The organism is Stenotrophomonas sp. SMYL89 (genome assembly GCF_036319985.1).
GTDB lineage: Bacteria > Pseudomonadota > Gammaproteobacteria > Xanthomonadales > Xanthomonadaceae > Stenotrophomonas > Stenotrophomonas maltophilia_Q.
The window spans coordinates 336,079-350,478 of record NZ_JAWIRW010000001.1; the positions used below are offsets into that span (position 1 = coordinate 336,079).

Here is a 14,400-nt window from a genome sequence, read left to right on the forward strand (position 1 = left end):
GGCGCGGCCGCATTCACGTTGCTGAGGTGAATAAGACGCGCGCGGAGGGTGAAGGTTGTGTGACCGCGTGGGGCTGCGTGGCAGCGATAAATGGATGAGACCGGATCTCGGTCGGGTTCCGACCCGCCTGCCGCTTTCATCCTTGCTGCTCCATAACGGTCATGGCAGGAGTGTGCTGCCGGCCATTGGATCGATCCATGCAACTTGTTGCATACGATCCCGCCATAGGGTGTCGCTTTCGGAACCATTCAGCTGCAGCGCAACATGCCGCCACGCATGGCCGGTGCTAGCATCCAGTCACCATCTGAATCGATCCAAATGCCGATGACCAGGTTGCACTGTCGTCTCCTGATTGCCTTCGCCGCTACCGCGATGCTTGCCTCTGGTGTGGCCCTTGCGGCCACGCCGAAAACTGCCGCCGAACGTGCCTATGCCGCGGTCGATCCGTTCATCGGTACCGGCGGGGAGGGGCACACGTACCCGGGCGCGACGGTTCCGTTCGGCATGGTCCAGCTCAGCCCGGATACGCGCATTCAGCCGCGCGAGAAGGCCTATGGCTGGGCAGCCGGGTACCGCTACGACGACAGCAGCATCGTCGGCTTTTCGCACACGCATTTCTCCGGCACCGGCCACTCCGACCTGGGTGACATCCTGGTAATGCCGTTCACCGGCAACCCCGGGCTGGAGCGCGGCGACCCGGAAAAGCCGCGCAGCGGCTACGCGTCGCGTTTCCGCCATGACGATGAGAAGGCCGAGCCGGGCTACTACGCGGTCACCCTGGACGACTACAAGGTGCGTGCCGAGCTGACCACAAGTGCGCGCGTGGGCGTGCACCGCTATTCGTTCCCGAAAGGCGCCGACGCCAAGGTGCTGCTGGACATGCGCACCAGCATGTACGACTACCCGGGCAAGATCCTGTGGTCGCGGGTACGGGTGCGTTCCGATGGCACGGTGACCGGCTTCCGAGAGACCCGCGGTTGGGCCGCCGGCCGCCAGCTGTACTTTGCGATGCGCTTCTCGCGCCCGCTGTCGGGCCACGAACTGCACAACACCGAGCAGGACATCGTCTACAAGGGCTTCGCGCCCCCCGGTGAGAAGGACCCGAAGCAGCGTGCGCAGATCGAGGGCCGCCAGCTGGTCGGTACCTTCGCATTCGGCAAGCTGGATGCACCACTGGTGGTCAAGGTCGCGATCTCGCCGGTCAGCGAAGTCGGCGCCATTGCCAACCTCGACGCGGAAGTGGCCGACTTTGATTTCGATCGCGTGCGCGTGCAGGCGAAACAGGAATGGACGCGGGCCTTGTCGGTACTCGATATCGATGCGCCCGAGCACGCGCGCCGCAGCGCATATACCGCGCTGTACCACACCCTGCTGGGCCCGACGCTGTTCATGGATGCCGATGGCCAGTACCGCGGGCCGGACAATGCGGTGCACAAGGCTGATGGCTTCACCCACTACTCCACGTTCTCGCTCTGGGACACCTACCGCGCGCTGCATCCGTTGCTGACGTTGGTGCAGCCGGAAAAGCGCAACAGCGACTTCATCAATTCGATGCTGGCCCACCATGAGCACAGCCCCTACGGCATGCTGCCGGTGTGGTCGTTCCATGGCCTGGAGGACTGGTGCATGATCGGCTACCACGCGGTGCCGGTGATCGCCGATGCCTACGTGAAGGGCATCCGTGGCTTCGACGCCGACAAGGCACTGAAGGCGATGGTGGAGACCGCCAATTACGGCCCGTATGACGGTATCGCGCAATACCGCGAACTTGGCTATGTGCCGATCGACGAAGAAGGCGAGGCCGCCAGCAAGACGCTGGAGTACGCCTTCGACGACTGGACCATCGCGCGCATGGCGCAGGCGATGGGCAAGGCCGATGTGGCGGCGACCTTCGACAAGCGTGCCGGCAACTGGCGCAATGCCTTCGACAAGGACACCGGCTTCATGCGCGCGCGCAAGCGCGATGGCAGCTTCCGCACACCGTTTGATCCGAGCGCCAGTGGCTATGGCACCGACTACACCGAAGGCAATGCCTGGCAGTATTCGTGGTATGTGCCGCAGGACGTGGCTGGACTGGCTGCAGCACATGGCGGCAGTGACAAGCTGCTGGCGCGCCTGGATGAAGTGTTCAATGCAAAGGTTGATCCGTCCATCTTCGAGCACATGGAAGACATTACCGGCCTGATCGGCTGGTATGCGCACGGCAACGAGCCAAGCCACCACGTGGCCTACCTCTATTCGTACGCCGGTCAGCCCTGGCGCACGCAGGCGCGCCTGAAGCAGATCATGGACACCCAGTACGCCGATCGCCCCGATGGCCTGGCCGGCAATGACGACGTGGGCCAGATGTCGGCGTGGTACGTGTTCACCGCGCTGGGTTTCTATCCGGTGGCGCCAGGTTCGGGCGAGTACATCCTGGGCCGTCCGTTCCTGCCGAAGACCGCGATGCGTCTTCCGAACGGGAAGACCTTCACCATCGTGGCCGAGGGGTTGGACGACGCGCATACCTATGTGGGCAGTGTGAGCCTCAATGGCAAGCCGCTGCAGCGCACGTTCCTGCGCCATGACGAGATTCTGGGCGGTGGCGAACTGCATTTCACCATGCAGGCCGAGCCGAACAAGGATTGGCCGGGGCAGGGCGCACAGGCACCGTATTCGATGAGCCGGTGATGCGATCCTGGCAGGTGCCAACCTTGGTTGGCACACGGGACGTCAACGGCGCCAAACAAGGTTGGCGTCTACCCAAGCACCGCGCCAACGGCAGCCGAGCGTGGGTTCGGCTCTACAGGGCAGGTTCGGCAACGGTCAGGTGAACCGCAATCCCACCCGCGCGCCACCGATCGGTGCCGTATCAATCACCATAGCCGCGCCGTGCCGTTGCGCGATCTCGGCCACGATCGCCAGCCCCAATCCACACCCATCGCCTTCGCTGCTCACGCGGTAGAAGCGTTCCGTGACACGGCCGCGCTCGGCCTCGGCGATGCCGGGGCCATCATCGTCCACCCACACTTGCACGCGGTCGGCATCCTGCTGCACACCCAGCGTGATCACGCCGCGCACTGCGCCATAGCGCAATGCGTTGTCCAGCAGGTTGCCCAGTGCCTCGCGCAACAGCTGCGGGTCACCCTGCACCGGCACCCCGTCATCGGGCCCGTCGTAACCCAGGTCCACGCCTGCGGCCAGTGCCCGGTCGGCGTAGCGTTCGACCACGCTCCGGGCGAGTGCGGCCAGATCCACAGGCTGCAGTGACAGCGCGCTACCCTGCGAATCCTCGGAGCGGCTGAGCAGCAGCAGCTGGTTGACCAGGTGCTGCAGCCGTGCCAGCCCTGCCAGCGTGCCGGACAACGCCAGTTGCTGCGCCTGCGGATCATGCTGGCGCAACGAGCTTTCAAGTTCCACCTGCATCGCCGCCAGGGGCGTGCGCAGCTGGTGCGCGGCATTGCTGACGAAACGCCGCTGCGCGGCCTGCATGGCGTCCAGGCGTTGCAGCAGCGCGTTGTAGGCCTCCACCGCCGGCCACAGTTCGCGCGGCGCTTCCTGCGCCGGTTCCAGCGGCGCAAGCGGATCCGGCCGCGGGCTGGCCAATCGCCGCGCGACCTGGTTGGCGTGCCGGGCGGCGGCGCCGGTGCCCGACCAGGCCAGCCATGCGGCCAGTGCCAGGATCGCGGTCTGGAACGGGATGCTGGTCATCAGCAGCTTGCGTTCAAGGCGATGGCGCTTGCGCAGCGTTTCGGCCACGCGCAGGCGGATGTCATGGCCTGGCCCGGCGCTGACCACCACTTCCACCATGCGCACCGCCTGGCCGCGCAGGCGTGCGTCGTAGTAGACCGCGTCGTTGCCATCGGCGGCGACCGTTGGGCGCGGCAATGCTCCGGGCAGATCGCCATACAGGCGCCCGCCCGCGGCGTCGACTACCTCGCCATGCACTTCGTCGGCGGTGTCCCAGGTGAACATGCGCGAGACCGCCGGCGTGATCTCGATGGAAACTTGGTCGTCCTGCACCTTCACCAGTTCGGACAACGACATCGCCGAGTCCAGCAGCCAGCGGTCGTAGACCTGGCCGGCATAGAAGCGGGCCAGCGCGAACGAGCCGACCGCGCTGCACAGCATCAACACCAGCAGCGGCAGCCACAGGCGACGCAGCAGCAGGCCGCGAAGGCTGTGCACTCGCTCAGTCACCACCGGCCTCCAGGCGGTAGCCGAGGCCGCGCAGCATGCGGACGCCAACGCCGGCACGCGCCTGTTCCAGCTTGCGGCGCAGGCGGCTGACATGCACCTCGATCACCGACAGGTTGGCTTCGTGGTCCCAGCTGTACAACGCATCGAACAGGCGCTGCTTGGTGACAGTGCGACCGGGATGCTGCATCAGGGCATCGACCAGCGCCAGCTCGCGCGCGGTCAGTTCGATGCGCTGGCCATCCACCTGTACTTCATTGCGGATGCTGTCGAAGCACAGGCGCCCGAGCCGCTTCTGCGCCGGCGCGTCGCTGCGCCGGCGTGACAACGCGCGCAGGCGTGCTTCCAGCTCACCCAGTGCGAACGGCTTGGCCAGGTAATCGTCGCCACCCCGGTCCAGCCCAAGGATGCGGTCCTCCACGCCGTCGCGTGCCGTCAGGATCAGCACCGGCAGGGTGACGCCATCGTTGCGCAGCCGCGACAGCAGGTCCAGGCCATCGACGTCGGGCAGCGAGAGGTCCAGCACCATCACGTCATACGGTGCGCTGGCCAACGCTGCGGGCGCGTGCAACCCGCGCGAAAGGTGGTCGCATAGATGACCGGCGCCCTGCAGGGCGCGGATCAGTCCATCGGCCAGAGCGGCATCGTCTTCGATCAGCAGGATTCGCATTGCAAGCTTCGTGCAAGGTTGGGGCAAGTTTGGCGCAAGTGCATCACCTTACCGTGACGCGCATGAACTTCACCTCTTGTCTCGTGGCCGTACTCGCCACTCTTTGGTGCGCGCCCTCGGCTTCGGCGTTGTCCCTGCAGGAAGCACAGCGTGCAATGGAAGCACACAACCCGGACCTGCGCGCGGCGGCGCTGGAACTACGCGGGGCGCAGGGCGATGCGCAGACAGCGGCATTGCGCCCGGCCACCGAGCTGTCGATCGGCACCAGCAAGATCAGCCCCAAGCAGGGCATCGGCCCCGGGCGCTGGCAGGACAAGCGGATGGACAGCACCGTGGGCCTGGGCTGGACCTGGGAACGCGGTGGCAAGCGCGCATTGCGCGTCCGCCAGGCGGAAGCGCTGCTGGAGGTGGCCGGGCTGGAGATGCTGGATACCCGGCGCCGACAGCAGGTGGCGCTGCATGAAGCCTACTTCGGCCTGAAGGGCGCACAGGAGCGGGCGCAGATTGCCGATGCCAACCGCCAGAGCTCGGCCGAGCAGATGGCGGCGGCGGCCAAGCAGGTTGCTACCGGCGCGATGGCGCCGGTGGATCGCGCGCGGCTTGCGGTGGACGACCTGGCCGTCGCCGATGCGGCGCGCGAGGCGGCCCTGGATCTGCGCGATGCGCGGCATGCGCTGGGCCTGCTGCTCGGCAGCGACGACAACCACGACCTCACTGCCGATGACCCCTGGCCGGATGCCAACAGCGTGGCCGATGTGCGCGCGTTCGACCCGCTGCAGCGCGCCGATCTGCGTGCGGCGCGTTCGCGCCTGGCCGCCGCCGACGCTGGTGTGGCACTGGCGCGCAGCGAGCGCCATCGCGACATCCAGCTGGGCGTGGAAGCCGAACGCGAGCCGACCGACATCAGCGGTGTGACCTGGGGTGTGTCGTTGACCATTCCACTGAGTAGCCCATCGCGTGCACGCGGCGCGATCCAGCGTGCCGAGGCTGACCGTGACAGCGCAGCGTTGGAGCTGCAGGTGCTGCAGCGCGAAGCGCGGGCCGAGCTGGACCAGCTGCAGGCCGGCGCGCAGTCCGCCGCGCAACGGCGCACCGAGTACGAAGGCCTGCACGCCGACGCCGCGCGCAAGGCGGTGCAGGGCATCGAACTGGCCTACCGCCGTGGTGCCGCCAGCCTGACCGATCTGCTGGATGCGCGCCGCAGCTGGCGCGACTTCGAAGCTGCACTGATCGACGCGCGTGCCGACCATGCCATTGCCCTGGCGCGCTGGGAAGCGGCCACATCCGTTGTTGAAGGAGAGTCCCGATGAAGTCCATCGTCGCCCATCGCCCACGGGCGCGACATGCTGTGCTGCCAGCGCTGCTGGCGCTGGCCCTGCTGAGCGGCTGTGGCCGCGAGCCGGCGTCCTATGCCGAGGGCGCGCCGCAGGTCAGCGCCAGCCAGATCCAGTTTCCCGCCGACAGTCGCCAGCTGGATGTGCTGCGCAGTGAAGCGGTGACCGCTGGCGCCAGCAGCAGCCTGCAGCTGCCGGGTCGGGTGGCCTGGGACGAAACGCGCTCCAGCGCACTGCACACCCCGCTGCCGGGGCAGGTCGCGCGCATCGAGGCGCAGCCGGGGCAGAGAGTGAAGGCAGGGCAGGTGATCGCCTGGATCACCTCGCCGGAGTTCGGCCAGGCCCAGGCCGAGGGCGCGCGTGGCCGTGCCGAACTGCAGCAGGCACGCAAGGAGCTGGAGCGCACCCGCGAGCTGCACGCCGCGGGTGTGGCGTCGGGCCGTGAACTGGATGAAGCCGAAGCGAACTTCGCTGGCAGCCAGGCTGATCATGCGCGTGCGACCGCCTTCGCCAGGGCCTACGGCAATGGCCAGCGCGTCGACCAGCGCCTGCCGCTGCGCGCGCCCATTGATGGCGTCCTGGTGGAGCGGCGGATGAGCCCGGGAATGTCGGTCAGCCCCGACAGTGAACAACCATTGGCGGTGATCGGCGATCCGGACCGCCTGTGGTTGCTGCTGGACATTCCCGAAAGCATGGCAGGGCGGCTGAAGGCCGGCATGCCGGTCAGCGTGTCGGGCGCAGATGGCCAGCCGCTGCAGGCGACCCTGCAGCATGTGGACGATTTCGTCGACAGCGATCGCCGCGTGGTGCTGGCACGCGCCGAACTGGACAACCGGGCTCGCGCATTCAAGGCCGGCCAGTACGTGCGTGCGCAGGTGGCGTTGCCGGCCGAGGGCGGCGTGTCGCTTCCGGATGCGGCGGTGCTGCTGATCGACGGCAAGCAGGTGGTGTTCGTGGAGGAAGGCAAGGGCCGCTTCGTGCGCCACGCCGTGCATGCTGAAGAGCTGGGTGACGGCCGCCTGTGGGTGCGTGAAGGCCTGGCGGCGGGCAGCAGGGTGGTCGTCGAGGGTGGCCTGCTGCTGCAGCAACTGGTCGACAGCGCGCCGGCCGCCGCCAGCGCCGGCACGGGGCATGCCGCCCCATGATCGATCGCCTGATTGCCTATTGCCTGCGCCAGCCGCTGATGGTGATGCTGGCACTGCTGCTGTTCATCGGCGCTGGCATTGCCGCGTTCCGAGTGCTGCCGGTGGAGGCCTTCCCGGATGTGTCCGACACCCAGGTGACGGTGGTGTCGCTGCATCCCGGCCGTGCCGCCGAGGAGGTGGAACGCGAGGTGACCATGCCGCTGGAAGTGGCACTGTCCGGTATACCGCATTCGGTGCGGGTGTTCTCGCACACCCAGTTCGGCCTGTCGATGATCATCCTGACCTTCGACGACAAGGCCGATGACTATTTCGCGCGCCAGCAGGTGCTGGAACGCCTGCAGGGCGTGGAGCTGCCGGAAGGGGTAACCCCGGAGCTGGAGGCGATGAGCTCGGCGGTGGGGGAGATCTATCGCTATGTGCTGAAAGGCCCGCACATGACGCCGACCCAGCTGCGTACCGTGCAGGAATGGACGATGGAGCGCAGCCTGCGCACTGTTCCCGGCGTGGCCGATGTGATCAGCTTCGGTGGCTTCGCACGCACCTTCCAGGTCAAGCCGGACCTGGACAAGCTGCGTGACCGCGGCATCAGCCTGGGTGAGTTCGCCGAGGCGCTGGAAAAGGGCAGCTCGAATGCGGGAGGCGGCTATGTGGAACGCGGGCAGCAGCAGTTCCTGATCCGTGGCGTGGGCCTGATGCGTTCGCCGGCCGACATTGGCAACGTGGTGGTGGCACAGCGCAGTGGTACGCCGATCCTGGTGCGTGATCTGGCCAGCATCGCCGATACCGGCCTGCCGCGGCAGGGCCTGGTCGGCCAGGACGACAACGATGACGCGGTGTTCGGCATGGTGCTGATGCGCAAGGGCGAGAACCCGTCCGACGTGCTCGACGCCCTGCATTCGCGCATCGCCGAGATCGAAGCGAACCAGCTGCCGGCCGGGATGAGCATCGAGCCGTTCTATGACCGCTCATGGCTGGTCTCGACTACGCTGAAGACCGTGTTCCGCAACCTGCTGGAAGGTGCAGTGCTGGTGTTCCTGGTGCTGTGGCTGTTCCTGTACAACGCCCGCGCCGCGCTGATCGTGGCAGCAATGATGCCGCTGGCGTTGCTGTCCACCTTCCTCGGCCTGCACCTGTGGGGCGTGCCGGCCAACCTGCTGTCGCTCGGTGCGATGGACTTCGGCATCATCATCGATGGCGCGGTGATCGTGACCGAGCACATCGTTTCGCGACTATCGAAGCTGCCGCCCAACGCCGACAGGAAGACACGCTTCTCGACCATCCTGTCGGCGGCATCCGAAGTGGGGCGACCGACGTTCTTCTCGATGATGATCATCATCGCCGCGCACATCCCGATCTTCACTCTGCAGCGCCAGGAGGGTCGCATGTTCGCGCCGATGGCGTACTCGGTGACCTCGGCGCTGATCGGTGCCTTGATCCTGGCGTTGACCGTAGTGCCGCTGTTCTGCTTCTGGTGGCTGCGGCGCGACCGCATGCGTGACGGCAATCCGCTGATGGATCGCCTGACCGGATGGTACAAGCCGGTGCTGGAGCGCGCCCTGGCGCGACCGCGCGCGGTGGTGCTGACCGCGGTGGCGCTGCTGGTCGCCACCCTGGCGCTAGGCACGCGGTTGGGTTCGGAGTTCCTGCCGGAGCTGGACGAGGGTTCGATCTGGCTGACCGCCACGCTCGACCCCAGTACCAGCCTGGCCGAGGCACAGCAGCAGTCGCGGCGCATCCGCGAGCTGGTCGGCAGCTTCCCGCAGGTGTCGACGGTGGTGGCCAAGCTCGGCCGACCGGAAGACGGCTCCGATGCCAAGGGCGCCAACCAGATCGAGGCACTGGTAGCACTGAGACCAGAGAAGGAGTGGCCGAAGGGCGTGGACAAGCGGCAGCTCGTGAGTGACCTGCAACGCACCTTGGAGCAACGCATTCCGGGCCCGGAGTTCTCGATCTCGCAGCCGGTGCGCGACAACATCCTGGAGAGCATTTCGCAGATCAAGGGCCAGGTGGTGATCAAGGTCAGCGGCTCGGACCTGGAGGTACTGAACCGGCAGGCGCAGGCCATCCTGGCCCAGGTGCGCGGCGTGGAGGGCGTGGAGAGCGCCTTCATCGACCGTGATGGCTCGCTGCCACAGCTGCAGATCGAGATCGATCGCGACCGTGCTGCGCGCTACGGCCTGAACGTGCGCGACGTCGACGAGGTGATCGAGACCGCACTGGGCGGGCGCCAGGTCGGCGAACTGTGGGAAGGTGACCGCAGGTTCCCGATCACGCTGCGCCTGGACGACGCCGACCGCGACCTGCAACGGCTGCGCACGGTGCCGGTGGGCATCGGCGATGGGCACACCGTTACGCTGTCCGACGTCGCCGATTTCCACATGGCCAGCGGCGCGATCAACATCTCGCGTGAGAACGCACAGCGGGTGAAGGCGGTGAGCATCTTCATCGCGGGGCGTGACATGGGCAGCGTGGTGGCCGACATGCGCAAGCGCGTGGATGCGAGCGTGCAGCTGGCCGAGGGCTACCGGCTGGAATGGTCCGGTGAATTCGAGAACCAGCAGCGCGCGATGAAGCGGCTGGGCTGGGTGATTCCACTGTCGGTGCTGATCATCTTCGTGTTGCTGTTCGATGCCTTCAAGGACATCAGCAGCGCCGCGCTGATCCTGGCCAACGTGCCGTTGGCGATGATCGGCGGCATCCTGGCGCTGTGGCTGACCGGCATTCCGCTGTCGGTGTCGGCGGCGATTGGATTCATCGCCCTGTTCGGGCAGGCGGTACTGAACGGGGTGGTGATGCTCAGTCGATTTGCCCAGCTGCGCGAACAGGGCATGGACCTGCTGCAGTCGGTGGTACAGGGCTCGCTGCAGCGCCTGCGCACGGTGCTGATGACCGCGCTGCTGGCGATGTTCGGCCTGCTGCCGATGGCCACCTCGCACGCGATCGGTGCCGAGACCCAGAAGCCGCTGGCGGTGGTGGTGATCGGCGGCCTGCTGTCGGCGATGCTGCTGACCCTGCTGGTGCTGCCCACGCTGTACTACTGGGTGCATCGCCGCCGCGAGGCCCGTTCCGCCTGACCACACTGTAGAGCCGAGCCCGAGCTCGGCTGCTTCTGGTCTTCGCGCCACGAGCAGCCGAGCACGGGCTCGGCTCTACAGGGGCTCCACGGGCTGCGTGGATACGATGGGCTGCCACGGGTTCCCAGCCAGATCCACGACATGCGTGGATGCCCTCCGCGCGATCTACGCCATCCCGCCGTTGGCGCGCAGCACCTGGCCGTTGATCCACCCGCCATCGGGGCTGGCCAGGAACCCGACCGCACCTGCGATGTCCTCGGGCGTACCCAGCCGTTCCAGGGGATTCAGCTTGGCCAACCGCTCGATCAGCTCCGGCGATTTTCCCTCCAGGAACAGGTCGGTGGCGGTGGGGCCCGGTGCCACTGCGTTCACGGTGATGTTGCGCCCGCGCAGCTCCTTGCTGAGGATCGCGCCCATCGTCTCCACCGCCGCCTTGCTGGCCGCGTACACGCTGTAGTTCTCCAGCTTGATGCCGACCACGCTGGTGGACAGGGTGATCAGCCGGCCACCGTCGCGCACGCGTCGCGCGCTTTCACGCAGCACATTGAAGGCGCCCTTGAGGTTGATGCCGATCACCCGCTCGAACAGGGCGTCGTCGGTGTCGGCCAGTGGTGCCAGCTGCAATACGCCGGCGCTGTTGACCACCACGTCGATGCCGCCGAAACGGGCTTCGATGGCATCGAACAGCCGCCGCACCGCCTGCGGATCGGCGACATCGGCCTGCAGTGCGATGGCCTGCGCGCCGGCTGCATTGAGTTCGGCAGCCAGCGCCTCGGCGTCGTCACGGCGCCCGGCATAGTTGATCGCGACCGCGTGGCCATCGGCCGCGAGCCGACGTGAGATGGCGGCGCCGATACCACGGGAGCCGCCCGTGACCAGGGCAACGCGGCGGACGGGGGAGGTAGGCATGGTGGATTCCAGCGGGACACGCCGGAGCGGCGCAGGACCATCTTCGCCACATCGCGGGCCCGGATAATCCTGCATAATCCGCCAACATCATCCGGATACGCGAACAATGGACCGTTTCACGGCAATGCGCGCCTTCGTCCGTATTGTCGAGCGCCGCAGCTTCACGCGTGCCTCCGAAGACCTGGGCCTGCCGCGCGCCACGGTGACCGATGCGATCAAGGCGTTGGAAACGCGGCTGGGCGTGCGCCTGTTGCACCGGACCACGCGGTTGGTGGTGCCGACGATGGAAGGCGAGGCCTTCTACGGCCGTTGCCTGCGCCTGATCGCCGACATGGACGACGCTGAAGCCGCGTTCCGTGACGTGCCTCCGCGCGGCCCGCTGCGAATCGAGGTGCATGGCACGCTGGGGCGCCATCTGCTGCTTCCACACCTGCCGGCGTTCCTGCAGCGCTACCCGGAGATCGAACTGGAGATCAGCGAGGGCGACCGCTATGTGGATCTGCTGCGTGAGGGTGTGGACGCGGCGCTGCGGGTCGGCGCGCTGGCCGACAGTGATCTGGCGGCGCGGCGGTTGACGATGCTGGGTGAGGTCACGGTGGCCTCGCCAGGCTACGTGCAGGACAGGGGCCTGCCGGGCAGCATCGAATCCCTGCTGCAAGGCCACGAAATGGTCGGCTATCGCTCCAGTGCCACCGGCCAGCTGATTCCGCTGGAGTTCCAGCAAGGCATGCAGGTGCGTTATGTGCCGCTCCCCGCACGGGTGCGTGTTTCCGGCGCGGATGCGTTCCTGGGCGCCGCGCTGGCGGGGCTGGGAATCATCCAGGCACCGCGCTACCGGATGGACCCGTACATCGCGCGTGGGCAACTGCTCGAACTGCTGCCGGAGGTGCCGCCGACGCCGAGTCCGTTGAACTTGGTCTACCTGCGCAGCCGCACACCATCGCCACGCCTGCGGGTATTCATTGATTGGGTGGCCGGTGTGTTTGACCCGACAGGGGTTGCGGGCCAGCGGCCGGCACTACCGGGCTGAGGTGCTCGGCAGCACTAGCTCGAAAAAGGTGCCGGTGTCATCTGACGCAACACTCACGCTGCCGCCGTGCGCCTGTGCAATCGCGCGGGTGATCGCCAGGCCTAGTCCGGCACCTTCATGGCGGCCACGTTCGGTGCGGTAGAAGCGATCGAACAGGCGCGGCAGCGCTTCGGCGGCGATCGGCGTGCCAAGGTTGTGCACACTGACCCTGCACACGCCATCGGCCACGACCAGCCGCACCCGCACTTCGCTGCCCCCGGCTGCGTGCTTCAACGCGTTGGACAGCAGGTTGGCAATCGCCCGGTGCAGCATCAAGCGGTTGCCTTCCACGCTCGCCACACCTTCGCGGCGCAGGGTCAACTGCCGGTCCCCGGCCAGAAGCTCGTAGAACTCCAGCAGCGAATCCACCACCCCATCCAGCGCCACTGGCTCGCGCGAGGGCAGTGCACCCGGCGCTTCGGCCTGCGCCAGGTACAGCAGGTCACCCACGGTCTGCGCCAGCTGCTGCAGTTCCTCGGCGCAGGACGCCAGCGTCTCGCGATAGGCCTCGTTGCTGCGCGGGTGCGCCAGCACCACCTGCACCTGGGTCAGCATGTTGGTGATCGGTGTGCGCAGTTCATGGGCGAGATCACCGGAGAACTCGGTCAGCCGCGCGAAGTCCTGCTGCAGGCGCGCCAGCATCCCGTTGAGCGTCTGCGCCAGCTGTTCCAGTTCGGCCGGTGCACTGCGTGCACTCAGCCGGTGCTGCAGCCGGCCGGCGGTGATCTGCCGGGCCTCATCGGCCAGCGCGCGCAGCGGCCGCAGCGTGCGCCGAACCACGTAGCCGCCGAGCAGGCTGCTGGCCACCGCGGCGCCAATGATGGCGATTGCAAGAAGATGGCGGAAGCTCTGCAGGAAATCGGCATGGCGGTCGTCATCGATGGCCAGCAGGGTGACCAGCCGGCTGCCGTCGGCCAGGGTCTGGCGCAGGTGCAGAGCATGCATGCAGCGGCCATCGGCGAGGATCCAGTCGTGTCGTCGTGGCGCGGCGTCGATCGGCTGGCTGCGTGCATGCTCGCGCAGCAGTGCCGGTGCGGTGGAAAACAGCACCGCGCCGTTCCCATCAAAAATGTGGAAGGCGATATCCGGATGGTGGCCCAGTGCCTCCGCCAATCGCTGCCCGCGTGCGGATGCAGGTCCGTTGCCGGCCAGGTCACGGATCAACGCTACCTTGTTCTCCAGTTCGCTGAAGTCCTGGGCCACAAGGTCGTGGCGGGCGCTGACATAGATCGCCACGCCCAATGCGGCCAGCACCAGGGTGGCCACGATGGCGAACAGCAGCGTCAGCCGTAACGCAATGGAACGGCGCAGGCTCATCCGTTGCTCACAGTGCCGTCGTCCGGTGCCTCGAGCACGTAGCCCATGCCGCGCACGGTGACGATCAGCTTGGCGTCGAAGTCATCGTCGATCTTCGCGCGCAGGCGGCGGATCGCCACGTCGATCACGTTGGTGTCGCTGTCGAAGTTCATGTCCCATACCTGCGAGGCGATCAACGAGCGCGGCAGCACTTCGCCGCGCCGCCGCGCCAGCAGTTCCAGCAGTGTGTATTCCTTCTGGCTGAGGGGGATGCGCTGGCCGCCGCGTTCGACCCGGCGGCGCAGCGTGTCTACCACCAGGTCGGCGATGACGATGCGTTCGGCCTGCGGCAGCGCCTGGCCACGACGCAGCAGGGTGCGCACGCGCGCCAGCAGCTCGGCGAAGGCGAACGGCTTGGCCAGGTAGTCATCCGCGCCCAGCTCCAGGCCCTGCACGCGGTCGGCGATGCTGCTGCGCGCGGTGAGGAACAGCACCGGCACCTGCCATCCGGCCTCGCGCAGCCGCGACAGCACGTTCCAGCCATCCAGGCCGGGCAGCATCACGTCGAGGATGACCAGCTGGTACTCGCCGCTGCCGGCCAGGTGCAGCCCGTCGACGCCGTTGCAGGCGAGGTCGACCACGTAGCCGGCCTCGATCAGGCCCTGGCGCAGGTAGTTGCCGGTCTTGGGTTCGTCTTCGACGATCAGCAGTTTCATGGTGTGCCCAT

At 67.2% G+C, this 14,400-nt stretch carries 10 protein-coding genes; 5 read left to right on the forward strand and 5 right to left on the reverse strand.

Going from position 1 to position 14,400, the window contains the following annotated elements; genetic code table 11:
- Nucleotides 1–318 precede the first annotated feature (318 nt).
- Nucleotides 319–2,670, forward strand: a complete 2,352-nt coding sequence (locus V3B41_RS01555; protein WP_329859772.1) for a GH92 family glycosyl hydrolase — start codon at nucleotides 319–321, stop codon at nucleotides 2,668–2,670.
- A 135-nt stretch (nucleotides 2,671–2,805) separates the two neighbouring features.
- Here V3B41_RS01555 and V3B41_RS01560 read toward each other — a convergent pair whose 3' ends face one another.
- Nucleotides 2,806–4,179, reverse strand: a complete 1,374-nt coding sequence (locus V3B41_RS01560) for a sensor histidine kinase (protein ID WP_295550708.1) — start codon at nucleotides 4,177–4,179, stop codon at nucleotides 2,806–2,808.
- On the reverse strand, nucleotides 4,172–4,846 hold the full coding sequence (locus V3B41_RS01565) for a response regulator (RefSeq protein WP_049426858.1): 675 nt from the start codon (nucleotides 4,844–4,846) through the stop codon (nucleotides 4,172–4,174). Before V3B41_RS01565 ends, V3B41_RS01560 begins: the two co-directional genes overlap by 8 nt.
- A 62-nt stretch (nucleotides 4,847–4,908) precedes the next feature.
- Here V3B41_RS01565 and V3B41_RS01570 point away from each other — a divergent pair, with 62 nt between their 5' ends.
- From V3B41_RS01570 to V3B41_RS01580, 3 genes are read left to right on the forward strand one after another with little or no spacing between them, the layout of a single operon-like run.
- Nucleotides 4,909–6,156, forward strand: a complete 1,248-nt coding sequence (locus tag V3B41_RS01570; RefSeq protein WP_329859775.1) for a TolC family protein — start codon at nucleotides 4,909–4,911, stop codon at nucleotides 6,154–6,156.
- Nucleotides 6,153–7,325 (forward strand): efflux RND transporter periplasmic adaptor subunit, encoded by a 1,173-nt coding sequence (locus V3B41_RS01575; protein WP_329859777.1) that lies wholly within the window; start codon nucleotides 6,153–6,155, stop codon nucleotides 7,323–7,325. The genes V3B41_RS01570 and V3B41_RS01575 overlap by 4 nt, the downstream gene beginning before the upstream one ends.
- On the forward strand, nucleotides 7,322–10,399 hold the full coding sequence (locus V3B41_RS01580) for a CusA/CzcA family heavy metal efflux RND transporter (RefSeq protein WP_329859779.1): 3,078 nt from the start codon (nucleotides 7,322–7,324) through the stop codon (nucleotides 10,397–10,399). The genes V3B41_RS01575 and V3B41_RS01580 overlap by 4 nt, the downstream gene beginning before the upstream one ends.
- 165 nt (nucleotides 10,400–10,564) lie before the next feature.
- On the opposite strand, the gene V3B41_RS01585 is transcribed toward V3B41_RS01580, so the two are convergent.
- Nucleotides 10,565–11,308, reverse strand: a complete 744-nt coding sequence (locus tag V3B41_RS01585; RefSeq protein ID WP_329859781.1) for an SDR family oxidoreductase — start codon at nucleotides 11,306–11,308, stop codon at nucleotides 10,565–10,567.
- A 106-nt stretch (nucleotides 11,309–11,414) separates the two neighbouring features.
- Here V3B41_RS01585 and V3B41_RS01590 point away from each other — a divergent pair, with 106 nt between their 5' ends.
- Nucleotides 11,415–12,338 (forward strand): LysR family transcriptional regulator, encoded by a 924-nt coding sequence (locus V3B41_RS01590; RefSeq protein WP_197619271.1) that lies wholly within the window; start codon nucleotides 11,415–11,417, stop codon nucleotides 12,336–12,338.
- Here the strand turns inward: V3B41_RS01590 and V3B41_RS01595 are convergent.
- Both V3B41_RS01595 and V3B41_RS01600 read right to left on the reverse strand, forming a co-directional pair.
- Nucleotides 12,327–13,694: a heavy metal sensor histidine kinase gene (locus V3B41_RS01595; RefSeq protein WP_329859784.1), complete on the reverse strand. Its 1,368-nt coding sequence runs from the start codon at nucleotides 13,692–13,694 to the stop codon at nucleotides 12,327–12,329. The genes V3B41_RS01590 and V3B41_RS01595 overlap by 12 nt on opposite strands.
- Entirely contained in the window at nucleotides 13,691–14,389 is a 699-nt protein-coding gene (locus V3B41_RS01600) for a heavy metal response regulator transcription factor (protein WP_049409535.1), read from the reverse strand. The genes V3B41_RS01595 and V3B41_RS01600 overlap by 4 nt, the downstream gene beginning before the upstream one ends.
- Nucleotides 14,390–14,400 lie beyond the last annotated feature (11 nt).